Source organism: Neorhizobium alkalisoli, assembly GCF_007829835.1.
In the GTDB taxonomy this organism is placed as follows: Bacteria; Pseudomonadota; Alphaproteobacteria; order Rhizobiales; family Rhizobiaceae; genus Neorhizobium.
Genome location: NZ_VIWP01000003.1, coordinates 754,699 through 779,391, shown reverse-complemented (window position 1 = coordinate 779,391; position 24,693 = coordinate 754,699). Strand labels below are relative to the sequence as shown.

General features: G+C 60.4%; 27 protein-coding genes. 12 read left to right on the top strand and 15 right to left on the bottom strand.

Annotated features, from left to right (window positions below; genetic code table 11):
• The first annotated feature begins 51 nt into the window (after positions 1 to 51).
• Positions 52 to 1,464, top strand: coding sequence for a PepSY-associated TM helix domain-containing protein (locus tag FHW37_RS14705; RefSeq protein ID WP_145637698.1), 1,413 nt, complete (start codon positions 52 to 54; stop codon positions 1,462 to 1,464).
• Positions 1,465 to 1,530: 66 nt separating this feature from the next.
• Here FHW37_RS14705 and FHW37_RS14700 read toward each other — a convergent pair whose 3' ends face one another.
• The 7 genes from FHW37_RS14700 to FHW37_RS14675 all read right to left on the bottom strand — a co-directional run bounded on the left by FHW37_RS14700 (position 1,531) and on the right by FHW37_RS14675 (position 7,203).
• A complete protein-coding gene (locus FHW37_RS14700) occupies positions 1,531 to 2,586 on the bottom strand; it encodes a 2,3-butanediol dehydrogenase (protein WP_145637697.1) in 1,056 nt (351 codons plus the stop codon).
• Positions 2,587 to 2,781: 195 nt separating this feature from the next.
• Positions 2,782 to 3,684 (bottom strand): RNA polymerase sigma factor RpoH, encoded by a 903-nt coding sequence (gene rpoH, locus FHW37_RS14695; protein WP_145637696.1) that lies wholly within the window; start codon positions 3,682 to 3,684, stop codon positions 2,782 to 2,784.
• A gap of 218 nt (positions 3,685 to 3,902) precedes the next feature.
• Entirely contained in the window at positions 3,903 to 4,688 is a 786-nt protein-coding gene (locus tag FHW37_RS14690; RefSeq protein ID WP_145637695.1) for a class I SAM-dependent methyltransferase, read from the bottom strand.
• 235 nt (positions 4,689 to 4,923) lie between these two features.
• Positions 4,924 to 5,265 (bottom strand): DUF1127 domain-containing protein, encoded by a 342-nt coding sequence (locus FHW37_RS34605; protein WP_348642842.1) that lies wholly within the window; start codon positions 5,263 to 5,265, stop codon positions 4,924 to 4,926.
• A gap of 92 nt (positions 5,266 to 5,357) precedes the next feature.
• A complete protein-coding gene (locus FHW37_RS33565; protein WP_186458257.1) occupies positions 5,358 to 5,534 on the bottom strand; it encodes a hypothetical protein in 177 nt (58 codons plus the stop codon).
• Between the two features lie 94 nt (positions 5,535 to 5,628).
• Positions 5,629 to 6,459 carry a helix-turn-helix transcriptional regulator gene (locus FHW37_RS14680; RefSeq protein ID WP_145637693.1) on the bottom strand — a complete coding sequence of 277 codons (831 nt, stop codon included), beginning with the start codon at positions 6,457 to 6,459 and terminating at the stop codon, positions 5,629 to 5,631.
• A gap of 45 nt (positions 6,460 to 6,504) precedes the next feature.
• Positions 6,505 to 7,203 carry a helix-turn-helix transcriptional regulator gene (locus FHW37_RS14675; RefSeq protein ID WP_145637692.1) on the bottom strand — a complete coding sequence of 233 codons (699 nt, stop codon included), beginning with the start codon at positions 7,201 to 7,203 and terminating at the stop codon, positions 6,505 to 6,507.
• A 100-nt stretch (positions 7,204 to 7,303) separates the two neighbouring features.
• Between FHW37_RS14675 and FHW37_RS14670 the strand changes: the two genes are divergently transcribed.
• Positions 7,304 to 8,194 (top strand): DMT family transporter, encoded by an 891-nt coding sequence (locus FHW37_RS14670; protein ID WP_145637691.1) that lies wholly within the window; start codon positions 7,304 to 7,306, stop codon positions 8,192 to 8,194.
• On the opposite strand, the gene FHW37_RS14665 is transcribed toward FHW37_RS14670, so the two are convergent.
• A complete protein-coding gene (locus FHW37_RS14665) occupies positions 8,183 to 9,208 on the bottom strand; it encodes an RluA family pseudouridine synthase (RefSeq protein WP_145637690.1) in 1,026 nt (341 codons plus the stop codon). The two genes, FHW37_RS14670 and FHW37_RS14665, sit on opposite strands and share 12 nt — an antisense overlap.
• Before the next feature lie 32 nt (positions 9,209 to 9,240).
• On the opposite strand from FHW37_RS14665, the gene FHW37_RS14660 reads away from it, so the two are divergent.
• Together FHW37_RS14660 and FHW37_RS14655 are read left to right on the top strand one after the other, a co-directional pair.
• Positions 9,241 to 9,630 (top strand): hypothetical protein, encoded by a 390-nt coding sequence (locus FHW37_RS14660; protein WP_145637689.1) that lies wholly within the window; start codon positions 9,241 to 9,243, stop codon positions 9,628 to 9,630.
• A gap of 11 nt (positions 9,631 to 9,641) precedes the next feature.
• On the top strand, positions 9,642 to 10,466 hold the full coding sequence (locus tag FHW37_RS14655) for a TrmH family RNA methyltransferase (RefSeq protein WP_145637687.1): 825 nt from the start codon (positions 9,642 to 9,644) through the stop codon (positions 10,464 to 10,466).
• A gap of 15 nt (positions 10,467 to 10,481) precedes the next feature.
• Here FHW37_RS14655 and FHW37_RS14650 read toward each other — a convergent pair whose 3' ends face one another.
• From FHW37_RS14650 to FHW37_RS14640, 3 genes are all read right to left on the bottom strand, one after another.
• Entirely contained in the window at positions 10,482 to 11,132 is a 651-nt protein-coding gene (locus tag FHW37_RS14650; RefSeq protein WP_145637685.1) for a DUF938 domain-containing protein, read from the bottom strand.
• Between the two features lie 59 nt (positions 11,133 to 11,191).
• The gene (locus tag FHW37_RS14645; protein WP_145637683.1) at positions 11,192 to 12,427 is read right to left on the bottom strand and encodes a hypothetical protein; all 1,236 of its coding nucleotides are present in this window, start codon (positions 12,425 to 12,427) and stop codon (positions 11,192 to 11,194) included.
• Positions 12,428 to 12,605: 178 nt separating this feature from the next.
• The gene (locus FHW37_RS14640; protein WP_145637681.1) at positions 12,606 to 13,196 is read right to left on the bottom strand and encodes a DUF1134 domain-containing protein; all 591 of its coding nucleotides are present in this window, start codon (positions 13,194 to 13,196) and stop codon (positions 12,606 to 12,608) included.
• 481 nt (positions 13,197 to 13,677) lie between these two features.
• Here FHW37_RS14640 and FHW37_RS14635 point away from each other — a divergent pair, with 481 nt between their 5' ends.
• The 3 genes from FHW37_RS14635 to FHW37_RS14625 all read left to right on the top strand — a co-directional run bounded on the left by FHW37_RS14635 (position 13,678) and on the right by FHW37_RS14625 (position 15,628).
• Entirely contained in the window at positions 13,678 to 14,109 is a 432-nt protein-coding gene (locus FHW37_RS14635) for a hypothetical protein (RefSeq protein ID WP_145637680.1), read from the top strand.
• A gap of 360 nt (positions 14,110 to 14,469) precedes the next feature.
• Positions 14,470 to 15,117: a histidine phosphotransferase ChpT gene (chpT, locus tag FHW37_RS14630; RefSeq protein ID WP_145637678.1), complete on the top strand. Its 648-nt coding sequence runs from the start codon at positions 14,470 to 14,472 to the stop codon at positions 15,115 to 15,117.
• 148 nt (positions 15,118 to 15,265) lie between these two features.
• On the top strand, positions 15,266 to 15,628 hold the full coding sequence (locus tag FHW37_RS14625) for a response regulator (RefSeq protein ID WP_145637676.1): 363 nt from the start codon (positions 15,266 to 15,268) through the stop codon (positions 15,626 to 15,628).
• 148 nt (positions 15,629 to 15,776) lie between these two features.
• Here FHW37_RS14625 and ctrA read toward each other — a convergent pair whose 3' ends face one another.
• Positions 15,777 to 16,475 carry a response regulator transcription factor CtrA gene (gene ctrA, locus FHW37_RS14620; protein WP_145637674.1) on the bottom strand — a complete coding sequence of 233 codons (699 nt, stop codon included), beginning with the start codon at positions 16,473 to 16,475 and terminating at the stop codon, positions 15,777 to 15,779.
• Positions 16,476 to 16,895: 420 nt separating this feature from the next.
• On the opposite strand from ctrA, the gene FHW37_RS14615 reads away from it, so the two are divergent.
• Entirely contained in the window at positions 16,896 to 17,246 is a 351-nt protein-coding gene (locus FHW37_RS14615; protein WP_145637672.1) for a flagellar export protein FliJ, read from the top strand.
• A gap of 125 nt (positions 17,247 to 17,371) precedes the next feature.
• Here FHW37_RS14615 and FHW37_RS14610 read toward each other — a convergent pair whose 3' ends face one another.
• Entirely contained in the window at positions 17,372 to 17,653 is a 282-nt protein-coding gene (locus FHW37_RS14610; protein WP_145638066.1) for a GNAT family N-acetyltransferase, read from the bottom strand.
• Between the two features lie 133 nt (positions 17,654 to 17,786).
• Here FHW37_RS14610 and FHW37_RS14605 point away from each other — a divergent pair, with 133 nt between their 5' ends.
• Positions 17,787 to 18,233: a paraquat-inducible protein A gene (locus tag FHW37_RS14605; RefSeq protein WP_145637670.1), complete on the top strand. Its 447-nt coding sequence runs from the start codon at positions 17,787 to 17,789 to the stop codon at positions 18,231 to 18,233.
• Positions 18,234 to 18,323: 90 nt separating this feature from the next.
• Here the strand turns inward: FHW37_RS14605 and FHW37_RS14600 are convergent, their stop codons facing one another.
• Positions 18,324 to 18,599, bottom strand: coding sequence for a DUF1153 domain-containing protein (locus tag FHW37_RS14600; RefSeq protein WP_145637669.1), 276 nt, complete (start codon positions 18,597 to 18,599; stop codon positions 18,324 to 18,326).
• Positions 18,600 to 18,864: 265 nt separating this feature from the next.
• Entirely contained in the window at positions 18,865 to 19,893 is a 1,029-nt protein-coding gene (locus FHW37_RS14595) for a DUF2793 domain-containing protein (RefSeq protein ID WP_145637668.1), read from the bottom strand.
• Positions 19,894 to 20,190: 297 nt separating this feature from the next.
• Here FHW37_RS14595 and FHW37_RS14590 point away from each other — a divergent pair, with 297 nt between their 5' ends.
• The 3 genes from FHW37_RS14590 to FHW37_RS14580 are packed head-to-tail and all read left to right on the top strand — an operon-like array spanning position 20,191 to position 24,685.
• A complete protein-coding gene (locus tag FHW37_RS14590) occupies positions 20,191 to 21,441 on the top strand; it encodes a sarcosine oxidase subunit beta family protein (RefSeq protein ID WP_145637667.1) in 1,251 nt (416 codons plus the stop codon).
• An 8-nt stretch (positions 21,442 to 21,449) separates the two neighbouring features.
• Positions 21,450 to 21,731, top strand: a complete 282-nt coding sequence (locus FHW37_RS14585) for a sarcosine oxidase subunit delta (protein ID WP_145637666.1) — start codon at positions 21,450 to 21,452, stop codon at positions 21,729 to 21,731.
• Positions 21,728 to 24,685 (top strand): sarcosine oxidase subunit alpha family protein, encoded by a 2,958-nt coding sequence (locus FHW37_RS14580; RefSeq protein ID WP_145637665.1) that lies wholly within the window; start codon positions 21,728 to 21,730, stop codon positions 24,683 to 24,685. Before FHW37_RS14585 ends, FHW37_RS14580 begins: the two co-directional genes overlap by 4 nt.
• The last annotated feature ends 8 nt before the right edge of the window (positions 24,686 to 24,693 follow it).

Here is a 24,693-nt window from a genome sequence, read left to right as displayed (position 1 = left end):
TGGCCGAAACATCCACTCTGCACCCTGCTGCCTCATTCATGGAGGCCGGTCATGGCTGCTGAGACTGCCGTCCGCAGCGCCGAGACGAAAGGCGCCTTCCGGCTGTTCATGATCCGGCTGCATTTCTATATCGGCCTGTTCGTCGCACCGTTCATCTTCTTTGCGGCGCTGAGCGGCACGCTTTACGTGCTGACGCCGCAGATCGAAGGCTGGCTCTATCGCGACCAGCTGGTGGCTGCGACGCAGGGGCCGGCAAGGCCGCTTTCGGAGCAGGTCGCTGCCGCTCGCCAAGTGATGGGTGAGGGGCCAAGACTGTTCGCCGTGCGTCCAGCCATTGCGGAAGGTAAGACGACGCGGGTGATGTTTACCGAGCCGGGTCTCGGCGAATCGGAAACACGCACGATCTTCGTCGATCCGGCCTCGCTGAAGACGCAAGGCGAGCTCGTGACCTATGGCACGAGCGGTATCCTGCCTTTCCGCATCGCGCTCGATTACCTGCATCGCAATCTGCTGCTCGGCGATATCGGCCGCAATTACAGCGAGCTTGCGGCCTCCTGGCTGTGGATCGCCGTTCTGGGTGGCGTGCTGCTCTGGCTGTGGCGTCTCGGCCTGCCGAAGAATCTTGGCAAGGCGGCGCGCGAGCGGCGGCTGCACGGGCTGATCGGCATCTGGATGGCGCTCGGCCTGCTTTTCCTCTCCGTCACCGGGCTGACATGGTCGCGCTGGGCAGGCGGCAATATCGACGAGTTTCGCAATGTCGTCGGCTGGATCACGCCATCGGTTTCCGTCGATCTCGGTGGCGCCAAGCCGGCGCAGCCTCTGGGCGAGCATGCCGAGCACCAGAGCGGCGGGGCTGCACCGCCCGTGGCGGCGCCATTCACTGAAGCGGATACGCTTGCCGCTATCGATCGTGTCGTCGAAACGGCGCGGGCCGTTGGCATCGATTCACCCATGATCGAGGTGCGTCCGCCCCGCACTGTCGAGCAGGCGTTCCGGGTCAGCGAATATGACCGCAGCTGGCCGACGCAGGTCGATACGATCGCCGTCGATCCGTCCAGCATGACGGTGGTCAGCCGTGCGGACTTTGCGACGTTTCCGCTTGTCGCAAAACTGATCCGCTGGGGTATTGATACCCATATGGGCGTGCTGTTCGGTGTGGCAAACCAGATCCTGATGGCGGCCTTCGGTTTGGGCCTGATGGCGATGATCATGTATGGCTATCGCATGTGGTGGCTGCGACGGCCCGTAGCTGGCGGATCTCCGCGCACGCTTGGCCGGGCATTCTCGCATCTTTCGACGCCAGTGAAGATGATCGTCCTCGTCGTGGCGATCGCACTCGGGCTTGCCCTGCCTGCGATGGGCATCAGCCTTGTGGTCTTCCTGCTGATCGACCTGATGCGCTCCGCACTTGCCGAGATGATCGCCGCGGACCGTCGCCGCGGCCTGCATTCCGGTTCGCGATAAAGGCTTGGAACGAAAAGAGCCCGCGGCATGACCGCGGGCTCCAGCTTCCGTGAATGCGGAACATTGTCAGTCCGGAGAGCGGACCAGAATCTTGATCTGACTTTTCTCCGCGACCAGCGTGTCAAAACCCTCCGTAACGATATCGTCGAGCTCGATGCGCTTGGTGACGAGCCGCTCGGCCGAGAAATAACCCTGGACCATCAGGTTCATGACGGCCGGGAAAACGTCGCGATAGGCGATCGTGCCCTTGAGGCTCTTTTCCTTCAGCACCACGGTATTGGGCTGGAAGGGTGCCTCCTTTTCCCAGATGGAGACGATCACCGTTTCACCTTCATAACGGGTGGCGTCGATGCATTGCTGCAGGACGGCCGGCACGCCGGTGACTTCGAAGGCGACATCGACACCGCCGGGCGTCAGCTCACGGATTTTCTGGGCGGCGTTTTCCTTGGACGGATCGATGATGCTGGTCGCGCCGAGTTCGAGCGCCTTGGCGCCACGCTGCGGCGACAGTTCGACGACATGGATCGCCGAAGCGCCCGCCACCCGCAGTGCCTCGACCACGAGAAGGCCGATCGGACCGGCGCCGAACACGGCTGCCGTGCCGCCGGCCTTGAGGCTGGAGAGACGGACGGCATGCAGGGCGACCGCTGCTGGCTCGACAAGGGCGCCCTGTTCGAAGGACAGGCCTTCTGGCATCTTGTGCACCCAGCGCTCGCCGACCGTCGTGTAGGTGGCAAAACCGCCGCCGCCGCCCGACAGGCCATGGAAGCCGAGATTGTCGCAGAGATTGTATTTGCCATGCAGGCAGGCATCACATTTGCCACAGGCGAGGATCGGTTCGACAACGACGCGGTCGCCCGGCTTGACGCGTTCGACACCTTCGCCGATCTCGGCGACCTCGCCGGAAAACTCATGGCCCATGATGATCGGCGCCACGTCATGGCTGACCGGATGAGGGGCCTTGACCGGCACGAAGATCGGGCCAGCCACATATTCATGCAGGTCACTGCCGCAGATGCCGGTCCACTTGACCTTGATCTTGACCTGTCCGGCTGCCGGCTTCGGCTCGGTGACTTCCTCGACGCGAATATCCTTGGCGCTGTACCAGCGGGCTGCTTTCATCTTGCCATTCTCCTTTTGGTTCTGGCTTTTCTGCCAGACCGTACTAGCCGGTTCGAAGGGAGAACTTGATTTAGGTCAGCCTGTCCAAGGTTCGAAATTCCCGCAAACTGTCGCATCCCTGAGACAAAAGCAGAGACAAAAAAGCCGCGGCGTTCGGTGCCGCGGCTTCTTTCAATTCGCAATAGTTTCCGTCGCTTAGGCGTCAACCACACGGAGTGCCTGGGCCTGAGCCAAAGCTTCCTTGCGCACGGCGTCCTGCACCTTTTCAAAGGCGCGGACTTCGATCTGGCGGACGCGCTCGCGGCTGATGTCGAATTCCGACGACAGCTCTTCCAGCGTGACCGGGTCTTCGGCCAGACGGCGGGCTTCGAAGATGCGGCGTTCGCGGTCGTTGAGGACGCTCAGTGCCTTGCCGAGCATGCGGCGGCGGGTGTCGAGCTCGTCCTGTTCGATCAGCACTTCTTCCTGGCTGTCGTGGTCGTCCACGAGCCAGTCCTGCCACTGACCTGCTTCGCCTTCGGCTGCGCGGAGAGGCGCGTTAAGCGATGCGTCGCCGGTCAGGCGGCGGTTCATCGAAACGACCTCTTCCTCGGATACGTTCAGTTTGGTCGCGATCTCCTTGACCTGGTCCGGCTTCAGATCGCCGTCCTCGATCGCCTGGATCTTGCCCTTGAGGCGGCGCAGGTTGAAGAACAGCCGCTTCTGGTTGGCGGTCGTGCCCATCTTCACCAGCGACCAGGATCGCAGGATATATTCCTGGATCGAGGCCTTGATCCACCACATGGCATAGGTTGCCAGGCGGAAGCCGCGTTCGGGATCGAATTTCTTGACGGCCTGCATCAGGCCGACATTGCCTTCGGACACGACTTCGCCGATCGGCAGGCCGTAGCCGCGATAACCCATGGCGATCTTCGCCACCAGACGAAGGTGACTGGTCACCAGTTGATGGGCCGCGTCGCGATCCCCATGTTCGGCATAACGCTTGGCGAGCATGTATTCCTGCTGCGGCTCAAGCATCGGGAATTTGCGGATCTCGTCGAGATAGCGGTTCAGACCGGCTTCGCCGGCTGTAATGGAAGGCAGAGTATTGCGGGCCATGTAGCACCCCTTTCCGATCGTTGTCGGCTCCCTGTAAATTTCACGCAGAAGTATTCGATGCGTGCTGGAAGGCGAACCGAAGAAGGCGCGGATCGTCCCCGATCCCGCACCCGTCCAAGTGACAGATAAGTGCGGCAAAAGGGTGATTCAAGGGCTTCACGGAAGCGTTATATCATTACGATTCCGTAATGCTATCGCGCCAATTATTCCCTTTGCCGCTATCGGTAAACGCGTTCTGAAAGTCCGCGCATGCCTGTATGCACCATCAGTTCATAGACCATGCGCTTGCCCATGGGATTGTGCAATCTTACCGTCCTTGAACCAAGAAACTCCGTTTCGACATGGTCGAAGGCCATCAGGTCCGGTGCATCGGTGATGGCGCGATAATAGAGATCGTGGAATTCCCTGCGGCAGACATAGGTCTTGTATTTCGTCATGCAGAAGGCGGAAAACGTGTCCTTGCGTTCACGCAGGAAATCCGCGACGCCAACCGTCACTTCCGGCCAGGCGGGATTGAACGTATCGTCGAAGGCAATGATGCCATGGTCTGCGAGCGTTTCGGTTGCCAGCGCGCTGTCCGAGGCGACGTGATGCAGCATGTGGCCGCCGTCTATGCTGAAGAAACGGATGCGGCCGACCTTGTCGGTAATCTCCTGTGGTCTCAGCCGCGTGCTGTCACCCTTGATGACGAGATCCTCATCGACGCCGAGACCAAGGCGCACGCCATTGTCGATGAAGCGCTGGTACTGGCCGGGCTCGCCTTCGATATTCTGGTCCATATCGAACAGATCGATCGCCAGCACGCGATCCGTGTCCCCTCCGATCTTCTTCAGGAGAAAATAGGAGCGTCCGTAGAAAACACCAATTTCCGCAAGGCCGCCGGTAAAACCGTGGCCTGTCTGCGCCTGGAGCAGGGACAGGAATACCAGGGCATCCGGTGGATCGATATAACCGTCGATCTGCTGGAGGTCATCGAATATGAATTTGCGGATGCTGGAGTTCATTGGCTGCATGTCCCTTTTTCTTTGAGCTTTGTGAGCGTGGAGGAAGGAGGGCGTTCAACGCGGAACAGATGTTTCGTGCCGGACTCAGTGATACGGCGACGTGATATCTCGCATTGCAGCAAAAATCTGAAATAGAGCAAAATTTTGACGCCGTATCTCTGCGTAATTATTTGGCGGATTCCGAGTTTTGCTCATGATTTCATTTGATATGCTTATGTCGTTACTTTGTAATCATTTAGCGGCATCGCCTTTCCAGCCCGTGTGATGCCTCCAAACGATCGCGATAGGGATCTCCATAGGCCTGGCTGCGTGACAATCCGATATCTTTCAGCTGCTCCTCGCTGAGTTCGAGCAGGGCAAGCCGGTTGCGGCGGGCGCGGAGGCGGGCGACAAATTTTCTCAGTAAAGTGGGCAGAAAGGATTTTGGCGAAGCAGCGATTTCTGCAGCCTCATCCGTTTCGACTTCCTCGCGACCCGCCTTCGGCGCAGGGTGCGGCAGAGCCGGCACCACCGAATTCATGGCAAGGTCATAGGGTTCCGAAGCGCGGTCGAAGACCGCCCGGTTCTCGTTTCTCATCGATATTCTCCTGGAAATATTGGTTTTGGGGAGAACGGCCGAGTCTGGTCGTTCTCCGGTGCCGATCCCCTTGGGACGGCGACAGGCGCTTATCAGCCGGCGCGGGACGAGGTGCGGATGGTTGTCGCGGCGCGTGTCGTCGCCTCGGCCTCACGCAGCACTTCGGCGCATTCCTCGCAGCAGACTTCGACGACGCGGCCGCCGATGCGCACGGCAATGCGGGTCTCGTCCAGATCGCAGTCGCAGGCGGCGCAGGTGTTTTCCTTCATGATCTCTTCTCCCTGTGGTGGACTTCACAAGGAGAACAAGACCACGTTTCGCCCATGTGCCGCTGTCAGAATCTTTAGCGATTTTCAGCGGCCGTTACCGCAGCCCGGCAAACCGCTGGAATTCCGCGGGTGTGCGGCCATAGGCCTGGCGGAAGGAGGAAGAAAAATGGCTGTGGCTGGAAAAGCCAAGCTCCAACCCGAGGTCAGTCAGATCGTCGTAACTGCCGAGAAGATCGAGAGCCCGCGCAAGCCGCAGGCGCAGCTGGTAACGGTAAAGCGGCATGCCCTCTATCTTGCGAAAGACCTGAGTGAGATAGACGGGCGAAACGCCGGTTTCCGATGCGATTTCCGTCAGCGTCCAGCGGCGGGCGAGGTCGGACGAGAGAAGCAGTTTTGTGCGGTTCACCAGCTTCTGGGTGCTGAAGCCCGAGACCGGCGGCCGGGTGGTGCGCTCGCCGACGGCCCGCCGCACCAGCGTCATCGCCAACGCTTCGCCTTCCAGCGGTTCGGCCGTGCGGCTGATCAGGCTGTGGCGCAGAAGCGCCACCTGCACTTGGGCGCGGGCATCGAGCCCCAGCCGCTGCTTGTTGAAGGCAAAGGTTTCACCGGGGCGACGATGGATATCGGGCACGAGTTCGTCGAGCAGGATTTCCGGCAAGGAGAGGCTGAGGCAGGCATCGCCGCCTTCGACGGGATGGCTGATGCTGTAGACATCGCCGCGGTTGAAGAAAACGACCTGGCTTGCTTCCGCCACCGCCTCGTCATCGCCCAGATGCCGCATGAAGACGCCGCGATACGGAAAGACAAGCGAGGTCGACTGCGCAGCCTCCTCCGGGCTCCTGTGCCGGCACGCGCCATCGCAGATCACGTCGCGGATGGCAACGAGATCCGTTTCGAGTAGCGTGGTGGCATGGAGATGGCTCATGGCGGCTCCGTGGGATTGCCGGCACAATACGCGTCAGGCGCGCATTCAACCAGCCCCGTCGGTTGCGAGGAAATCCGGAAGCAGGCGCCATTCGGCGCGAAGCCGGGCGGCGCTGTCGGAGAAGAAGGCCTCCAGCGGTTCGCAGCTTTCGATGCGGTCATGGCGGAAATGCCGGAAACCCTGCCGCAGCTCGCAGAAGCTCGCGAGGATCACCCCATCGATATAGTAGAAAAGCGCAAGTGGACGGATGATGCGGTCCGTGAGATTGCCGGCGCCATCGCGGTAGGCGAGCTTCAGCTTTCTCTCTCGCCGGATCGCGTCACGCAGCAGCCGCATGTCGACGACCGGATCGGGAATGGCATGCCAGGACGAGGCAAACAGCCGGTGTTCCTGTGGTAAAAGGCCGGGCCTCGGCACGACGGCGGCGATTTTTGCCATGGCGCTTTCGCCGGCGGCCTCCAGGCTATGGTCGCCGGTCCTGCCGATCAGGGCGAGGCCGACCGTGATCGCATCCAGTTCTTCGGGAGAAAACATCAGCGGCGGCAGGTCGTAACCGTTGCGCATGACATAACCGATGCCGGCGGCGCCTTCGATCGGTACACGGGCCGCCTGCAGAGCGGCGATGTCGCGATAGACCGTTCGGGTGGTCACCTCGAGTTTTGCTGCAATCGCCGTGGCGGTCAGCGGAAAGCGGGCCGTGCGAAGCAGCTGAACGATCTCGAACATGCGTCCCGAATTCGGCATGGGCCATCTCCCTCCAACGCCGCCAGTCAACACTGCTGACGGGCTGTTGTCAGCAGCGATCTGATAGGCGGTCTTCCGGCAAACATTCTCGGGGGCTTCGATGACACCTTCCAGCTATCTTAACGGCCTCGTTCTCGTGTTCATCTCGACGATCGTTCTCAGCACCGCGGGTGTGATGGCGCGGCTGGTCTCGATCGACAGCGCCACGATCGTTTTCTGGCGTGGGCTTGCGGGTGGAGTGGCACTGTTGCTGTTTCTAGCCGTCACGGCACCTCGCATGAACCTTACGCGGCTGAAGGGGCTCGGTCGCGCAGGTTTTTGCGTGGCGGTGGTGACGGCCATCGGCATGATGTTCTTCATCGCGGCGCTCAGAACGACGAGCGTCGCGCATGTGTCGATCATCTTCGCCGTCTGCCCGTTCATCTCGGCAGGGCTCGGGTTTGTCGTGCTCGGCGAACGGCCTGGTCGTGCCGCACTTGTTGCGAGCGGCGTCGCGCTGGTCGGCGTAGTGATCATGGTTGGAACAGGCACAGGCGGCAGTCTGGTGGGCGATCTGCTTGCGCTCGGCATGACGTTTTGCGTCGCGTTGTCATCGGTTCTGGTGCGGCGCTATCCGGATCAGCCAGCACTGGTCATTGCCGGGCTTGCGGCCTTCATCAGCGCCTATGCCGCCTTGCCCTTTGCGACGCCACTGACAAGCCCGCTCCACGATATCGTGGTCGTCTCGGTTTTCGGTGCCTTTGCCTTCACGCTCGGCATCGCGCTTCTGCTTTACGGCGCCCGGCTTTTGCCGCCGGTCGAGACGGCGCTGATCGGCGCGCTCGATGCGCCGCTTGCGCCCTTCTGGGTGTGGCTGTTTTTCGCGGAGACGCTGGACGGCGCCACACTGACCGGCGGCGGCATCGTCATGGCTGCCGTCCTTCTGCATGTCCTGTCGGATCTGCGGGGCCGCAATACGCGCAGTACTGCGGCCGTCGCGTCAGGCCCGTAGCGCCCCGATCAGTTCTTCCATGTCTTCCGGCAGCGGCGCCTCGAATTCCATCACTTCGCCGGTTCGGGGATGTTCGAAGGCGAGCAGGTAGGCATGCAGGGCCTGGCGCGGAAAACGGCTGACAACTGCCTTGGCCTGTTCCGGCAGAAGGTTGACCTTGGTCTTGTAGCCGCCGGCATATTCCGGGTCGCCGATCAGCGGCGTGCCGACATGAGCCATATGCACTCGGATCTGATGGGTGCGGCCCGTCTCCAGCCGGCATTCTATCAGGGCGGCCAGCGAGGTCGCATCCGGCTTTTCGTGAAAACGCTCCATAACCTCGTAATGGGTAACGGCGTGGCGGGCGTCGTCGGTGTCTTCCTTCTTCACCGCGCGCTTGGTGCGGTCGGCGCTGGAGCGGCCGAGGGGAGCATCGATCGTGCCCTTCAGGCCATTGGGGCGGCCCCATACGACGGCCATATAGGCGCGTTCCAGCGGGCCGGTGCGGCCGTGGTCGGCGAACTGATCCGCAAGGTGGCGGTGGGCAATGTCGTTCTTGGCGACGACCATGACACCCGACGTCTCCTTGTCGAGACGATGGACGATACCGGGGCGCTTGACGCCGCCGATGCCCGAAAGGCTCGAGCCGCAATGATGGATGAGCGCATTGACCAGTGTGCCGGTCCAGTTGCCGGCGCCCGGATGCACGACGAGGCCGGCGGGCTTGGCGATGACGATCAGGTCCTCGTCCTCATAGAGGACTTCAAGCGGGATATCCTCGCCCTTGGGTTCCGGATCCTCCGGTTCGGGCAACACGATTTCCAGATTGTCGCCGGGCGAAACCTTCTTTTTCGGTTCGGTGACGGTCTTGCCGTTTAGCGTCACGGCGCCCTGTTCGATCAGCGCCTTGATGCGATTGCGCGAAAATTCGCCGCCGAGAACCTGCGTCAGCCATGCATCCAGGCGCCCCTCTGCCTCTTCTCCGGCGGTGAGGACTTTCCTCGGGGCGTCTGCTTGTTTAAAGGGGTCGTTCATTCAATCATCCGATGTAACGCCAAGGACATTCCATGCCCCAGACAGAAATCGAGGAAAAGGAAGCGCCGCTTGATCCGGCAATGGATAGAATCCGCCGGAAAATGGTGCTCCTGCAACTCGTTTCGGGCGGTATCCTGTTTCTCTGCTTTATGGCGGTCCTCGCTGCCGTTGTCTACAAGGTCAAGCAGCGTCCGGCCGGGACACCGGAAACGGTCGTTTCTTCGGGCAGCTTCTCCGTGCCCTCCGGCCAGCCGCTCGCCGTCACCGCCGCACTCCCGGCGGGATTTGCCGTGCAGAGCGTTTCGTCTTCCGGCAGCCAGCTGACCTTCTTCGGCACGCTTGAGGGCAAGCCGAAGGTTCTGATCTTCGACATCGCGCTCGGCCGCATCATCGCCGACGTGACGGTCACGACGGGTCAGTGAGGGGGCCAGCGATGGACGTGATCCGCATCGGCGATGCGGACGATCCCCGTATCGCCGAGTTCCACGCGATCCGCGACCGGGACCTGACGGGACGGGGAGGGCGGTTCATCGCCGAGGGAACGGTGGTGCTGCGCATGCTGGCGGCAGCGCACGCCAAAGCAGAGACTGGCGATTTCGTTGCGGAAAAGATTCTGCTTCTGGAAAACCGCGTCGCGGGTCTCGGCGAGATTCTTGAAGCGTTTCCTGAGGACGTGCCGGTCTATGTCGCCTCCTCGGATGTGCTCGACCGGATCGTGGGTTTTCACCTGCATCGCGGCGTGCTGGCGCTCGGCCGCCGGCATCGCGAACCTTCGGCCAAGGACCTTTTGGCCTCGCTGCCGGAAAAAGCGCTGGTGGTCGCAGCCTTCGGCATTGCCAATCACGACAATATCGGCTCAATCTTCCGCAATGCCGCCGCCTTCGGTGCCGATGCGGTCTTGCTCGATGCCGGCTGCTGCGATCCGCTTTACCGCAAGTCGCTCCGGGTTTCCGTCGGATCTGTGCTTTCCGTGCCTTATGCGCGGGCGGAAGCGGTCGATCTGCTGACGACGCTGGCTGACCGTGATTTCGCGATATGGGGTCTTTCTCCGGCCGGTACGACGGAGATCCGCGAGGTGCCGTCTCATCCGCGCATGGCGCTGATCACCGGCACCGAAGGCGAGGGTCTGCCGGCGCATATCCTCTCGGCCGTCAAAACGGCGCGCATTGCCCAGGCACCGGGGCTGGACAGCCTCAATGCGGCGACGGCGACGGGGATTGCGCTCTACGAAATCGCCATGGCGCAGAAGCGGCTCTGAGCCGCATCCTATTCGTCAAACGTAGAGAGCCACGAACAGATTATTGGCCGGCATGGAGACGATCTTTTCGTGGCCAAAGCCGTGGCGGTGGGCAAGCGCGATCACATCCTCGACTGCGCGCAGGCCCCATTCGGGATTGCGTGCCTTGAGGGATTGGTCGAAGGCGAGATTGCTTGATGCGGTCTCGACGCCTGCCTGCAGGAACGGGCCGTAGAGGCACAGAGGCTGGCCGGGCGTCAGCAGCCGGCGCGCACCCTCGATCAGCCCCTCAGTGGCGCTCCATGGGCTGATATGGATCATGTTGATGCAGAGAACGGCATCGGCTCTATCGATCGGCCATGCCGGAGCCGAGGCGTCGATGGCGATCGGCTTCCTGATGTTGGAAAGGCCTTCATGCTCGCGCCACGCTTCGATCGAGGCGAGCGCATGCGGATCGGCATCACTTGGCTGCCATTGCAGCTGGGGAAAGCGTTTTGCGAAATGCACGGCATGTTCGCCGCTGCCGCTGGCAAGTTCGAGAACAAGCCCCTGTTTCGGCAGAATGTCACTCAGGACGGAAGCGATCACATCGCGATTGCGTTCGACTGCGGGTGCGAATTTTCGCGACCCACCTTCGGCCTCCGATGCAAGCCACGGCTTTGCTGCTGGTGTCGGTTCGGATGACATGGTCCGTTTCCTGTTACGGTCGCGTTGGCGCGCAAGATCGTGCGGAGAGATGCTAACCCTCAGCCGAGATCGGCGATCACCTTGTTTACCCTTGCCGACAGGCTTTCGCGCTCGCCATTGCCCGATTTTCCCGAAAGGATGGCGCGGATCGGCGACGAGCGGCCTTCTTCTGCCGCAGTGACGGCGACGAGGCTCGCGGCGATGATCGCCAGCTCTTCGCGCAGGGCGGCATCGTTGGTGCTGTCCTTGCTCTTCGCAAGACGCTCGGAAAGGGCTGTGGCGCGATTGCGCGCCTCTTCGGCAAGCGCTGCCATGGCGGGGGTCACTTCCTCTGATGTCTGCGACGATGCTGCGGCCGTGGCCGAAGTCATCGCGATTGTCTGCTCTAGAGCCGTTGTGTCGCCGGGCTCTGCATCGTCCGATGCGATCTCATCGCCAATCTTTCGGCGCGCGGCGGCGGCCTTTGGCGGCGATTGGCCTGGAATGGCGTTGCGCATGGCGCGGCTCGCCTCACGGGCCTCGGTCGTCGCCAGTTTCAGCTTGTCCCTGAGGCGGGCCATTTCCTGGGCGCGGCGCTCCAGTGCTTCCGACTTGTCGGCGCTTTCGGCTGTTTCCTGTGCGAGGCGCTCGTTCAGGCGGGCGACACGCTGTTCTTCCTGGGCAAGGCGCGCTTCGGCATCCTTGGCCCGGGTCGTCAGGGTGCGGATTTCCGTGCGCAGGACCTCGCGTTCGTCGCGCAGATTGCCGAGGCGAGACTTGGTGTTTTCGAGCTCGGCGTCGCGGGAGGAAAGATCGATGCGCAGGTTGTCGGCATCGGTCGCGCCGCGCTGAAGACGCTGGCTGAGTTCGGTGATCTCGGCCGTGCGGTTTGCCGCCTCTGCGCCGGATGTTTCCAGCGCTGCCTTCAGCTCTTCCGTATGGCTACTCTCTTCGAGCAGTCGTGTGCGAGAGCCGGCTGCTTCGGTATCGAGGCTGTCGACCTGCATTTTCAGGTCGAGCTTTTCGCCTTCGAGCTGGCGCAGTGTTTCGGAAAGCTTGTCGGCCTTCAGACGCAATTCGGTATTGTTGTCGCGCGCCTGGATCAGCTCCTGCCTGGTGCGGGCGTTTTCGGCGGCGTAGACGGCGCGGGCCATGTCGCGCTGGGCGCGCAGTTCCGACGGGCTGATCGGCAGCGTCGCCATGATCCTGTTTTCGGTATAACGGACGATCCGCCCGTGCACGGCCGGTGCTAGCAGAATGGCAAGCAGGGCGGCACTCAGGAATCCCAGGCCAAATAGAAGAGCGAATTGGATCACGACAGTGCCGTACCTCGGGCCATTCTCTGGGCCGTTTCTCAGGCTGTTTTCCAGCCTGAAGGGGAGTGCTGACGGTGTTTAAGCATAGGCAAATGCGCGTCGCAAGCGATCCAAGCGATCACCGGAGGCGATCATCCTTCAAGGATTGCCGCCCGGTAAGGGGCGGCAGTCTTTTCGATCAGAAGGGGTTCCAGGTCGCGTCACGGGTCAGCTTCAGATAGCCGACATTGATGCCGAGACGGGCGCCGATGCCGGTGCGGATCGGCACGAGCACGACATTGTCATTGCGCAGCACGGTCATGCCGACGCCGGCGACAACAAAAGCCGAGCCGGAGACGCCGCCGAAGCGGGCATAGAGCGAATCGACCGTCGGCAGATTGTAGACCAGCATCATGGCACGGGTGCCCTGGCCGCCGTAATCGATACCGAGCGAAGGGCCCTGCCAATAGACAGGGTGCTGGCCGGCATTCTTGGTGTAAAGCTGGCCTTCGCCATAGGTGAGGCCGGCGATGAAGGCGCCCGAGCCCTCCTGGCCGAGGACGTAGCCGTTCGGCAGGCCGTATTTGGCAAAGGCGTTCTCGACGACCTTGGCGAGGCCGCCACTGGTCGAGCCGAAAAAGCCGTTGCCGGAATCGATGATCTCCTGCATCGAATATTGCGAGGCACCCTGCTGGGCGGAAGCCGGTGCGGCGGAAAGCCAGAAGGCGGGTGCTATCGTCAGCAAAGCCCATGCGAAACGGGCAAGAGTCGAAATTTTTGAGCGGCGCATCTTCAGGTCCGTTTGATAATCATCCAACTGTCAAGCGTCATGCTTAAGCCTGCGTTATCTTGGCGGCATGATGTTAACAATCGGTTAAGCATTTATGTTGTTAACCGATTGATTTTATTGATGCGTATTTCGCTGTCTTACCCGAGGCATTGCGAATTCTTTTTGCGCTTTTTCGTGCACGCTTCAGCAAATCATCCTCATGCTTGGAGTGTTGCCTTGTCGTACACGTCGGAAGTTGTCTTTGTTGAGGCATGATTTGCAATTTTGGCGGTGTCATCCGCGCCAATTCTAGCCTCGTGACTGTGATGCTTGCCTACAGATCGCGAGGCTATCCCGATGAGCGCAGGGCAACAGCCTAGCGACGCGCCCCCCAGGTAAAAGATTCATATAGTCCGCTCTTGTGGCGCTTCATGCGGTGGCGGCAATATTTACTACTTAGGATTGATTGCTAAACTGACCGCGACAAAAAAAGGGGGAAATCATGTCGCAGGCGATTTTACAGGCGCAGCAAAATTTGGCACTTCAGGCAATTAGCCGGTATGATCCGCAAGCCCAACAGGTCAATATTTATGCAATTGTCCCTGAGTTCGGCGGTGGCGTAATGATGTTAGCCGAGTTCACTAATAAAAGCAGCAATGGGCAGCGTCACGAGTACTTTGTACATGTCAAAGATGGCACCGCTTGGGTCTACAGTGACTACGCAATGGCTATGCGGGTCGGATCTAAGCAGGCGGACGTGATTGCAAAAATTGTCTCCGCCGACTTCGTAACAGCGATTGTGACTGTTATGCTCGTAGGCTCTTTCATTTTTTTAGCTTTAGACGAAGCTCGCGCGCAAACGGAAGCGACCAAGATGCTAGCAACCGCACTTACGACAGTTCTGGGCTTCTGGTTTGGTCGTCAGACCAAATAGCTACGGTACCAGCTCATTTTCGATAATCGCGAACTTTAGAAAAGCGCAAGTGCTCCGCCCGCTCTTTTTCTCAGCCAGAGCAAGCCTATCCTCACGATTACCTCACAATAGAGCTGAAGCCCCACCGTTGTCACGTTGGCTAGGTAGCGTCATAAAGCCAACCATTCTATCCAGAACGCAACGACAAAAATAGCAACGCGAGTGATGTGGAAAATAGCGTAGGCTCGATTTTTCAATGCGTTACAATTAACAATCGGTTTACCAAATATGGTGTCATTATGACGGTATAATCGCACCATCCACGCGCAATCTTGAGATGGCAAACCGCGGGCGCGGAAAACCATCCAGCAGGAGACTTGAATGCCCAAAAACCCCAATCTTACCCTTAGCGGTCCGGATCTGGCGGCTCTCCTGTGCAGCAGGGTCTGCCATGACGTGATCTCGCCGGTTGGCGCGATCAATAACGGGCTGGAACTGATGGACGAGGGCTCGGCCGATGGCGATGCGCTCGATCTCATCCGCACCTCGGCGCTGAATGCTTCGGTTCGCCTGAAATTCGCACGGCTCGCCTTCGGTGCTTCGGGCTCCGTCGGTGCTTCTATCGATACGGGCGAGGCCGAAAAGGCTGCCAGGGATTTCGCGGTTGCCGAAAAGAAGACTGAGATCAGCTGGAGCGGCCCGCGGGCGATCATCCCTAAGAACCGCGTCAAGCTGCTGCTCAACCTGTTCCTTGTCGCCTATGGCGGCATTCCGCGCGGCGGCTCGCTCGATGTCGTTCTGGAAAACCCGGAATATGACGCGAAATTCACGATTACCGTGAAGGGCCGCATGATGCGCGTGCCGCCGAAATTCATCGAGATCCTGTCCGGCACGCTGGAAGAGGCGGTCGATGCCCATTCGATCCAGCCCTATTACACGGTGCTTTTGGCCGATGAATGCGGCATGGAACTCAGCCACGAGCTTTCCGAGGACAAGATCGTTTTCACGGCTCAGGTCGTGCCTGCCTGATTCTTTTTGCAGTCGGGACTTTAACGGATCGCGCGGACCTTGTTGTGAGGGGCCGCGCGATTCTCGTTTTCAGGTAACCATTCTTTAGCGCCGTTGCCGCATGATCGTCCTTTAATCCGCCCTGGAAGGCGGTGTGAAGGGGATTGCCATGCAGAGGCTGATGATTGCCGATGGTTCGGATATTGTCCGCAAGGTCGGGAAACGCATTCTTTCCGAGCTCGGCTTCCTCGTGGTCGAGGCCGGCAGCGATCGCGAGGCGATCATGCGCTGCCAGGCACAGCTCCCCAATTTCCTGATCGTCGATGCGGCCCTCGAAGGCGCACTCGATGTCATCGCTGCCGTCCGCGCCATGCCGCAGGGCAAGACCGTGCGGATCTTCTATTGTGTGATCGAGGCGGATCTCAAGAAGATGATGGTCGGCAAGCGGGCAGGGGCGGACGATTTCCTGCTCAAGCCGTTCGATCGCAAGATCCTGACCTCCGTCTTTGGCGGTTTCGCTGCGGCCGCCTGACGCGATCCGGCCCCTAAATCTTCGTTTTAATTGACCGCGCGATCGCTCAGTCGACTGCTCGGTCTTTTTGTTTCCTGTCCGATGTCGGGCACGAAAAAACCCGCCTGATCGCTCAGACGGGGTTTTAATTGGTAAAGGGGGAATAGGCTCAGGCGCTTTCGGCGAACTCGCCTTCAGGCTCGCGCAGCACGTAGCCACGGCCCCAGACGGTTTCGATGTAGTTTGCGCCGCCGGCAGCGTTGGCAAGCTTCTTGCGCAGCTTGCAGATGAAGACGTCGATGATCTTCAGTTCCGGTTCGTCCATGCCACCGTAGAGGTGGTTCAGGAACATTTCCTTGGTGAGCGTGGTGCCCTTGCGGAGCGAAAGAAGCTCCAGCATCTGGTATTCCTTGCCCGTCAGGTGAACGCGCTGGCCGCCGACTTCGACGGTCTTGGCGTCGAGGTTAACGATCAGTTCGCCGGTGACGATGATCGACTGGGCATGGCCCTTGGAGCGACGGACGATCGCATGAATGCGAGCGACGAGTTCGTCCTTGTGGAAGGGCTTGGTCATGTAGTCGTCGGCGCCAAAACCGAGACCACGAACCTTGTCCTCGATGCCGGCCATGCCCGAAAGGATCAGGATCGGCGTCTTCACCTTCGAAAGCCGCAGGGTGCGGAGCACTTCGTAACCCGACATGTCGGGCAGGTTAAGATCGAGAAGGATGATGTCGTAGTCGTAGAGTTTGCCTAGATCGACCCCTTCTTCACCGAGGTCGGTGGTGTAGACATTGAAGCTTTCCGATTTCAGCATCAGCTCGATGGACTGGGCCGTCGCGCTGTCATCTTCGATGAGTAGAACCCGCATTTTTATCCCCTTTACCGCCGCGTAAGGTTTAACGCCCCCTACTCGATACGGATCCAGACTGTGCCTGATTTGGAAGCTGCCACCAAATGGTTAACAAATTATGATTCAGCCTGGCAAGGTGCATCAATTCGTTAAGCAAAATTAGTAGTAGCCTGATTTGCTTCGTGGATCAGCCATCACCGGGATGAATCAGCGGGCGAGGAAACTCCGCTAAGCGATTCATGCGACTTGCACATCGTCGCGGCCAATATGGCCCTGGCATTTACCGACCCTTAAACGATCCGGTTTATCATTAATGATGCCCGTAAACGAAAAGTTAACGCGAAGGGAATTTTATTAACGTCGCGGAAATATTTTTGGTCCGGAGTGTAACAATCCGGAGACACGGGCCGGGGTCTCGCTATCCACGGAGTATTGCGTATGAAGTCGCGTGACAACCTAGTGCGCCTGAAGGGTTTTCAGGTTAACGAAAAACGCCGTCAGCTCCAGCAGCTGGAGATGATGATGGCGGAATTTGAGAGAATGGCCAAGGAACTGGAGCACCAGATCACCTTGGAAGAGAAGAAATCGGGCATTACGGACCCGAATCATTTCGCTTATCCCACTTTTGCCAAGGCGGCGCGCCAGCGTGCCGACAATCTGCAGGTCTCCATCCGCGAATTGCGGGGCCAGCAGGAAGGTGCGGAACTGGCACTGGAAGAGGCCGAAAGCGAACTTGCCAAGGCCTCGGCGCTCGAAGAGCGCGATGGTGGAATGCGCGCCCGGGCTTAATTCAGCCTGACCAAGGGATAGCGTCAATCGTTAACGGGGCCCCGCGAGAGCGGGCGGCCCCCGTTTGCGTTCAGGGCGATTCGCATCTGCGATTCGGGGATTGGTCTCGACAGGCCGCCCGAGAATCAGGCGATGACGTCCTGCCAGTCGGGATGCCGCTCAGCCTGGGCCCGCATGAAAGAGCAGAGCGCTAAGATTTTCCATCCGCCCGCGCGCGCCGCTTCGACGGCATGGACGGCCAAAGCCTGTCCGACACCTTTTCCACGCAATTCTTCCGGAACGCCCGTGTGATTGACGGCGATCAGCTCCGGCGATCTTCTGACAAAGGTCATTTCGGCCGTGTGGCCATCGAGTTCGGCGAGGTAACGCCCATTCGATTCGTGGATTTCTTCGGTTATCCTGATCATATCGCCACCATTCTGCCGATCCTGGTCTTCAGATGATATAGGCATGACGGCCAGCCGATCAAACGGGTGGCTCGGAATTCTCCGATGGCATCGGGTCGCGGGATTTGACCACGGAATTGGATGGTGGGGTTGCATGAGACGGTATGTCTGGCCGCTATTGTTTTCGACGGCCTGCCTGTTTCTGGCGCTCGGCCTGTTTCTACCGATCATCCGCTTCGAGCGGCTCTATTTTTTCAGCGAGACGCCGTCGCTTGTCGAACTGGTCGCGGCGCTGTGGCAGCAGGGAGACATCCTGCTTGCGCTGCTGGTCGGATCGTTCTCGATCCTGTTTCCGACGGTAAAACTTGCCGGCATCGGTCTCCAGGCATTCACCGGATCCGGGGAGGGAGGTCTCTTCCACCGCGTGATGCCGCATCTGTCCAAATGGTCGATGATGGATGTGATGCTGGTGGCGATCGTCGTCTTTGCGGCGAAGAGCAGTGGAATGGCGGCGGCGGTCGCCCAGCCCGGGCTGTGGTTCTACGCGGGCTCGGCGATCATCGCTGGTATCCTGCCGTCTGTGTGGTCATTCCGGCAATAGGTGCCATTCCATGGCAAAGCGAAAGGTGCCCTTGTCGGTCGGACAGGGGCACCTCGAAAGGAAAGAGCGGCGGATGAGCCGCGTCTGCGCCTAGTGGCGATATTGCTGGATGCGGGTGGTGCGCAGGCCGGCGAGGCCGTGATCGTTGATCGAGGCCTGCCAGGACAGGAATTCTTCGACGGTAAGCGTATAACGGTCGCAGGCTTCTTCCAGGCTCAACAAGCCACCGCGCACTGCCGCGACAACCTCGGCCTTACGGCGGATGACCCAGCGGCGCGTATTGGCCGGCGGAAGATCGGCAATCGTAAGGGGGCTGCCATCGGGGCCGATGACATATTTAACCCGGGGACGTATCATTTCGGTCATTGGACTCTCTACACAACACAAGACCACGGGTGAGAGCCTAGCCCCGCAGTTTTAACATTTGACTAAATGGGTGGCATCATTTGTGACCAAACGCGCAAAGCACGCATTTGAGTTTTTTCGATTCAAAAAATGTAATTTAAAACAATAGCTTATTTCCGTCTGTTCGATTGAAAATATTTTTGTCATGCGGTTTAACGGCGTCCCGTAAGTGAGCATTTGGCCCATATCCGGGCGCCTTTGCCTTGTTTTCGAACGTGTGCCCTGGCTAAATCATGGCGAGTGACAGCCCGGTTTTTCCCGCGGCCACATCGATCTGCGCCGTGCCCGAATGGCCAATCGCCAGCGTGTCTCCAGCATTGAACGAAAAGATACCGCTTGCCGATTGTGCCTGGGCACCGCCGGTGAGGCCGGCGGCTGTCAGCAGGACCTCGGAGCCGTTGCGGAGGATCGTCGCGGAATGGCCGGACGAGGTGACGACGGCAAGATTGAAGGTCACAAGATAAAGTCCGGAGGCCGGGATGAGGATGGCGCTGCCGCCGCCAGCCGTTGCTGCCCCGAGCGTAAAGCCGCCGCGATTGACATCGTAATCGGTAAAGCCGCTCTGGCTGCCGGATGCCGGCGAAAAACTGGCGCCGCTGCGGCGGGCACGGGCGGCGGGCTGGTTGGGGCAGGAGAGGCGTCCGGCAGAATTGACGGTCAGGCCGGTGCGCCAGTTGGTGCCGTCGCTGACCTTGATCGAAAAGCTGGTATCGCCGGCCAGCCCCATTTCCGCGTAACCGGTCCAGTTCGACTGGAAGAGGAGGGATGCCGTATCCGTCGCCGCTGCCTTGTTGATCTTGATCTGGTGGCCGTTGCCGGCATTGTTGAACAGGCTGGCGGGCGAGGAGACGACCAGCCTGTTCGTTTCGTCCGGCGTCGCGGCGATGCCGAGGCGGTCGAAGCTTCCCTGAGTGGGGAGAGGGATGTCGGCCCACAAAGAGCCGGTAAAGACTTTCAGGCGTCCGGCAGAAGTAAACCAGGCGCGCCAGCCGATTGCCGGTTCGGCAAAATCCCAGGCGCCATCCTGCCAGATCGCGATCCGTCCCTGCCTGTTGATCCAGGCGCCGGATGGGCTGGCGGCGACGAGATAACAGCTGCCTTCAACGGGCGAGGCGGGCGGTGCGGCGAGTTCGGCGGCGATGGTCAGATGTACCAGTGCGTCGAGACGCTGCAGCGCCTCATTGTGCGTCACGTGTTTCTGGGCCTGCGAGGGCAGGATGAAGGGCATGTCGAGATTTGCAGTCGTGTCGGCCATAGGTCTCTCCCTTGCGAATGCGAACATTCTCGGCCGGGTGCGAGGCAGGTGAAGGTAAAATCGTGCAAGTGTTTGGAAATGCTTGATCGGTGTGCGAAAACTTCCCCATTTTCCCGCACTTATTCGGCGTTTCGTCAGGATTTTGCGGCATCTGCGGGCGGATCCAGCGTGATCGACATGCAACGCTTGCCGCTGCATGCGGCGGCTGGTCGCAAACAAGCGGATTGATGTCCTGATTGCGCTTGTCCTTTCTCCCGCATATGCGAATGTGGGGGCAATAAGAGACGGGAACGGTGCATGCGTTATTCGGCATTCTCAATTTTAAAGCAGGCGCTTTCGGGCAACCGGCTGTGGACGCCGGCGTGGCGCGAGCCTGAGCCAAAACCCCATTACGACGTCATCATCGTCGGCGGTGGCGGGCACGGTCTTTCGACCGCCTATTACCTTGCCAAGGAATTCGGCATTACCAATGTCGCGGTGATCGAGAAGGGTTATATCGGCTCCGGCAATGTCGGCCGCAACACGACGATCATCCGCTCCAATTATATGCTGGAAGGCAATAACCCGTTCTACGAGCTGTCGTTGAAGCTTTGGGAAGGGCTAGAGCAGGACTTCAATTATAATGCGATGGTGTCGCAGCGCGGCGTCCTCAACCTCTTCCATTCGGACGGCCAGCGCGACCAATATGCCCGGCGCGGCAATGCGATGCGGATCGAAGGTGTCGATGCCGAACTGCTCGACCGCGAGCAGGTGCGCCGACTGGCGCCTTACCTCAATTTCGACCATGGGCGTTTCCCGATCATGGGTGGCCTGTTGCAAAAGCGCGGCGGCACGGTGCGGCATGATGCGGTCGCCTGGGGTTATGCACGCGGCGCTGACCAGCGCGGTGTCGATATCATCCAGCATTGCGAAGTGACCGGCATTCGCCGCGAGAACGGCGTCGTCACCGGCGTCGAGACGACCAAGGGTTTTATCGGCTGCAACAAGCTGGCGCTGGCGGCGGCCGGCAATACGACGACGGTCGGCCGCATGGCGGATCTGCAATTGCCGATCGAGACACATGTGCTGCAAGCCTTCGTGTCGGAGGGGCTGAAGCCGGTGATCGACCAGGTCATCACCTATGGCGCGGGACATTTCTACATATCCCAGTCGGACAAGGGCGGCCTCGTGTTCGGTGCCGATATCGATTATTATTCCTCCTATGCGCAGCGCGGCAATCTCGCGACCGTCGAGCATACGATGCAGGAAGGGGTGACGATGATCCCCGGCCTGTCTCGCGCGAAAGTTCTGCGCGCCTGGGGCGGTGTGATGGATATGTCGATGGACGGTTCGCCGATCATTGACCGCACCTCGATCGACAATCTCTATCTGAACTGCGGCTGGTGTTACGGCGGCTTCAAGGCGACGCCGGCCTCCGGTTTCTGCTTTGCTCACCTGATCGCCAAGAACGAGACGCATCGCGTCTCGCGCTTCATGCGTCTCGACCGCTTCGAGCGGGGTTATGCGCTCGATGAGAGCGGCAAAGGCCCCCAGCCCAACCTTCATTGAGATATCCGATGGCAAGCCTGATCTCCTGCCCGCATTGCGGCACCAGACCCAAGGAAGAATTTTCGATCCGCGGCGCCGTCGTGGCGCGGCCGCAGCCGGGCGCCAAGGAAGACGCCTGGTATCGTTACGTCTTCATCCGCGACAATCCGAAGGGGCGGTACCAGGAATACTGGCACCATGCGGCCGGTTGCCGGCGTTTCCTGGTGGTCGATCGCGACAATCTAACCCATGAAGTGTTTGCCGTGACCGATGCCACGGAATTCGCAAAGAACGCGGAGGTTGCCCGATGACATCCTACCGTCTCGACTCCGGCGGCCTCGTCAATCGCAGCTATGCGCTGACCTTCTCCTTCGACGGCAAGAGTTTTAAGGGGCTGGATGGCGATACCGTCGCCTCGGCGCTGCTGGCCAACGATCAGATGCTGATGGGCCGCAGCTTTAAATATCACCGCCCGCGCGGTCCGGTAACGGCCGGCTCTTCCGAGCCGAATGCGCTGGTGACGATCGGCAGCGGCGCCCGCAACGAGCCGAATGTGCGCGCCACCGTGGCAGAGCTCTATGCCGGGCTGACCGCCGTCAGCCAGAACCGCTGGCCGTCGCTTTCCTTCGATATGGGCTCGGTCAACAGCCTCCTTTCGCCGCTGCTCGGCGCCGGTTTCTACTACAAGACCTTCATGTGGCCGGCAAAATTCTGGGAATGGGTCTATGAACCCGTAATCCGCCGTGCAGCCGGTCTCGGCAAGATGGTGATGGAGGCGGATCCCGACCGTTATGAAAAGAGCTGGGCGCATTGCGACCTGCTCGTCGTCGGCGCAGGCCCTGCCGGCCTGATGGCGGCACTGACGGCGGCGCGGTCTGGCGTCCGCGTCATACTTGCCGATGAAGGGTTTCGGTTCGGCGGTTCGCTTCTCTCGGAAAATCTGAATATCGGCGGTGTTTCCGCAGCCGATTATGCCACAGGTCTGATCGCGGAACTGGCTTCGCTGCCGAATGTGACGCTGATGCCGCGCACCACCGTGTTCGGCTGGTATGATGACATGGTCTTTGGCGCGGTCGAGCGGGTTCAGAAACATGTCGCTTCGCCATCGCCGGATCTGGCCGTGGAGCGCCTGTGGCGCATCGTCGCCAAGCGGGCAATCCTTGCCTCCGGTGCGGAAGAGCGGCCGTTGGTTTTTGGCGGCAATGACAAGCCCGGCGTGATGACGGCAGGGGCTGTACGAACCTATCTCAACCGCTACAGCGTTGCTGTCGGCTCCAAGGTCGCCGTGTTCACCAATGGCGGTTCCGGTTATCGCACGGCGGCGGATCTTGCCGCGCGCGGTGTCGAGATTGCCGCGATCGTCGATGCGCGGGCTGCGTCCGAGGATGTCGTGCCGGCCGGCGTGCGGGTGATCCGCAACGGTGCCGTTGTCGCCACCAAGGGCCGCAAGCGCATCGACGGGCTGGTCGTCGAGCGCGCCGGCTTCCAGGAAGAAATCAGCTGCGATGCGCTTGCGATGGCGGGCGGCTGGTCGCCGATCGTACATCTGATGTGCCAGCGCGGCCAGAAGCCTGTCTGGTCCGAAGAGAAGCAGGCCTTCATGGCGCCGGATGTCGGCTCCGCCTTCGTGGCTGCCGGTTCCGCTGCCGGCACGGACACTGTTTCGGCTGCCCTGCGCGATGGCGCCGCCAAGGCCTCCGCCTTTGCCCGCGATCTCGGCTTTGCCGCCTATGAGGCGAATATCCCGGATGTCGAGGGCGAATATGATGCCAGCTTTGCGCCGCTCTGGTACGTGCCGGGCGCCAAGGACAAGGCCTTTGTCGATTTCCAGAACGACGTGCATGTGAGCGACCTCGGCATCGCCCAGCGCGAGGCGTTTCGCCATATCGAGCATACCAAGCGCTACACGACGGCCGGCATGGCGACCGACCAGGGCAAGCTCGGCAATGTCAATACGATCGGTATCGTCGCCGGCATGCGCGGCGTCTCGCCCGCCGAGATCGGCACGACGACGTTCCGGCCTTTCTATACGCCGGTTTCCTTCGGCGCACTGGCGGGGGCTTCCCGTGGCGAACATGCTGCTCCCACCCGCACCTCGCCGCTGCATGGCTGGGCGAAAAAGAACGGCGCGACCTTCGTCGAGGCCGGCCTCTGGTATCGTTCCTCCTGGTTCCCGAAGGAGGGCGAAAAGACCTGGCGCGACAGCGTCGATCGCGAAGTCCGTAATGTCCGGGAAAATGCCGGGCTCTGCGATGTCTCGACGCTCGGCAAGATCGAAATCTTTGGCGCCAATGCCGGCGAATTTCTCGACCGCATCTATTCCAACGGTTTTCTGAAGCTGCCGGTCGGCAAGGCCCGTTATGGACTGATGCTGCGCGAAGACGGTATGGTGTTCGACGACGGCACGACCAGCCGTCTCGGCCCCAACCATTATGTGCTGACCACCACGACCGCCTATGCGACCGAAGTGATGACGCATCTGGAATTCGCGTCCCAGACGCTGTGGCCGGATCTCGATGTGTGTTTCACCTCCGTCTCGGACCAGTGGGCACAGATGTCGTTGGCCGGACCGAAAGCGCGGGCAATCATGAGCCGTATCGTCGAGGACGATATTTCCGACGCGGCTTTCCCGTTCCTTGCCGCACGGACGGTCACGCTGCGCGGCGGGCTTGCCGCCAGGCTGTTCCGCATCTCGTTCTCGGGCGAGCTCGCCTACGAGCTTGCAGTGCCGGCCGGTTATGGCGAGGCAGTCGCCGATGCGATCATGGAAGCCGGGCGCGAAGACGGCATCTGCGCCTATGGCGTCGAAGCGCTCAACGTGCTGCGTGTCGAAAAGGGTTTTGTCACCCATAGCGAAATCGATGGCCGCGCTACGGCCGACGATCTCGGTTACGGCAAGATGATGGGCATGAACAAGCCCGATTTCATCGGCAAGCACCTGTCGACTCGTTTCGGCCTGACCGCCGCCGACCGCCTGCAGCTCGTCGGGCTGAAGCCGATCGAGGCCGACAAGGAGTTCAAGGCGGGCGCGCATCTTCTGAAGGAAAATGCCGCACCGTCGATGGCGAGTGACCAAGGCTTCGTTTCCTCGGTCTGTTATTCGCCGACGCTTGGCCATTATATCGGTCTCGCCATGCTGAAATCCGGCCGCGAGCGGATCGGCGAGCGGATCATCGTCTGGGACGGTCTGAGGAATTCGGAAGTGCCGGCGGAAGTCTGCGCGCCGGTCTTTGTCGATCCCGGCAACACGAAACTGAATGTCTAGAGGTCGGT

Excerpts from the sequence above, each read along its gene's own strand:
- FHW37_RS14705 (WP_145637698.1), top strand. The coding sequence starts at position 52 with ATGGCTGCTGAGACTGCCGTCCGCAGCGCCGAGACGAAAGGCGCCTTC.
- FHW37_RS14700 (WP_145637697.1), bottom strand. The coding sequence starts at position 2,586 with ATGAAAGCAGCCCGCTGGTACAGCGCCAAGGATATTCGCGTCGAGGAA.
- rpoH (WP_145637696.1), bottom strand. The coding sequence starts at position 3,684 with ATGGCCCGCAATACTCTGCCTTCCATTACAGCCGGCGAAGCCGGTCTG.
- FHW37_RS14690 (WP_145637695.1), bottom strand. The coding sequence starts at position 4,688 with ATGAACTCCAGCATCCGCAAATTCATATTCGATGACCTCCAGCAGATC.
- FHW37_RS34605 (WP_348642842.1), bottom strand. The coding sequence starts at position 5,265 with ATGAGAAACGAGAACCGGGCGGTCTTCGACCGCGCTTCGGAACCCTAT.
- FHW37_RS33565 (WP_186458257.1), bottom strand. The coding sequence starts at position 5,534 with ATGAAGGAAAACACCTGCGCCGCCTGCGACTGCGATCTGGACGAGACC.
- FHW37_RS14680 (WP_145637693.1), bottom strand. The coding sequence starts at position 6,459 with ATGAGCCATCTCCATGCCACCACGCTACTCGAAACGGATCTCGTTGCC.
- FHW37_RS14675 (WP_145637692.1), bottom strand. The coding sequence starts at position 7,203 with ATGCCGAATTCGGGACGCATGTTCGAGATCGTTCAGCTGCTTCGCACG.
- FHW37_RS14670 (WP_145637691.1), top strand. The coding sequence starts at position 7,304 with ATGACACCTTCCAGCTATCTTAACGGCCTCGTTCTCGTGTTCATCTCG.
- FHW37_RS14665 (WP_145637690.1), bottom strand. The coding sequence starts at position 9,208 with ATGAACGACCCCTTTAAACAAGCAGACGCCCCGAGGAAAGTCCTCACC.
- FHW37_RS14660 (WP_145637689.1), top strand. The coding sequence starts at position 9,241 with ATGCCCCAGACAGAAATCGAGGAAAAGGAAGCGCCGCTTGATCCGGCA.
- FHW37_RS14655 (WP_145637687.1), top strand. The coding sequence starts at position 9,642 with ATGGACGTGATCCGCATCGGCGATGCGGACGATCCCCGTATCGCCGAG.
- FHW37_RS14650 (WP_145637685.1), bottom strand. The coding sequence starts at position 11,132 with ATGTCATCCGAACCGACACCAGCAGCAAAGCCGTGGCTTGCATCGGAG.
- FHW37_RS14640 (WP_145637681.1), bottom strand. The coding sequence starts at position 13,196 with ATGCGCCGCTCAAAAATTTCGACTCTTGCCCGTTTCGCATGGGCTTTG.
- FHW37_RS14635 (WP_145637680.1), top strand. The coding sequence starts at position 13,678 with ATGTCGCAGGCGATTTTACAGGCGCAGCAAAATTTGGCACTTCAGGCA.
- chpT (WP_145637678.1), top strand. The coding sequence starts at position 14,470 with ATGCCCAAAAACCCCAATCTTACCCTTAGCGGTCCGGATCTGGCGGCT.
- FHW37_RS14625 (WP_145637676.1), top strand. The coding sequence starts at position 15,266 with ATGCAGAGGCTGATGATTGCCGATGGTTCGGATATTGTCCGCAAGGTC.
- ctrA (WP_145637674.1), bottom strand. The coding sequence starts at position 16,475 with ATGCGGGTTCTACTCATCGAAGATGACAGCGCGACGGCCCAGTCCATC.
- FHW37_RS14615 (WP_145637672.1), top strand. The coding sequence starts at position 16,896 with ATGAAGTCGCGTGACAACCTAGTGCGCCTGAAGGGTTTTCAGGTTAAC.
- FHW37_RS14610 (WP_145638066.1), bottom strand. The coding sequence starts at position 17,653 with ATGATCAGGATAACCGAAGAAATCCACGAATCGAATGGGCGTTACCTC.
- FHW37_RS14605 (WP_145637670.1), top strand. The coding sequence starts at position 17,787 with ATGAGACGGTATGTCTGGCCGCTATTGTTTTCGACGGCCTGCCTGTTT.
- FHW37_RS14600 (WP_145637669.1), bottom strand. The coding sequence starts at position 18,599 with ATGACCGAAATGATACGTCCCCGGGTTAAATATGTCATCGGCCCCGAT.
- FHW37_RS14595 (WP_145637668.1), bottom strand. The coding sequence starts at position 19,893 with ATGGCCGACACGACTGCAAATCTCGACATGCCCTTCATCCTGCCCTCG.
- FHW37_RS14590 (WP_145637667.1), top strand. The coding sequence starts at position 20,191 with ATGCGTTATTCGGCATTCTCAATTTTAAAGCAGGCGCTTTCGGGCAAC.
- FHW37_RS14585 (WP_145637666.1), top strand. The coding sequence starts at position 21,450 with ATGGCAAGCCTGATCTCCTGCCCGCATTGCGGCACCAGACCCAAGGAA.
- FHW37_RS14580 (WP_145637665.1), top strand. The coding sequence starts at position 21,728 with ATGACATCCTACCGTCTCGACTCCGGCGGCCTCGTCAATCGCAGCTAT.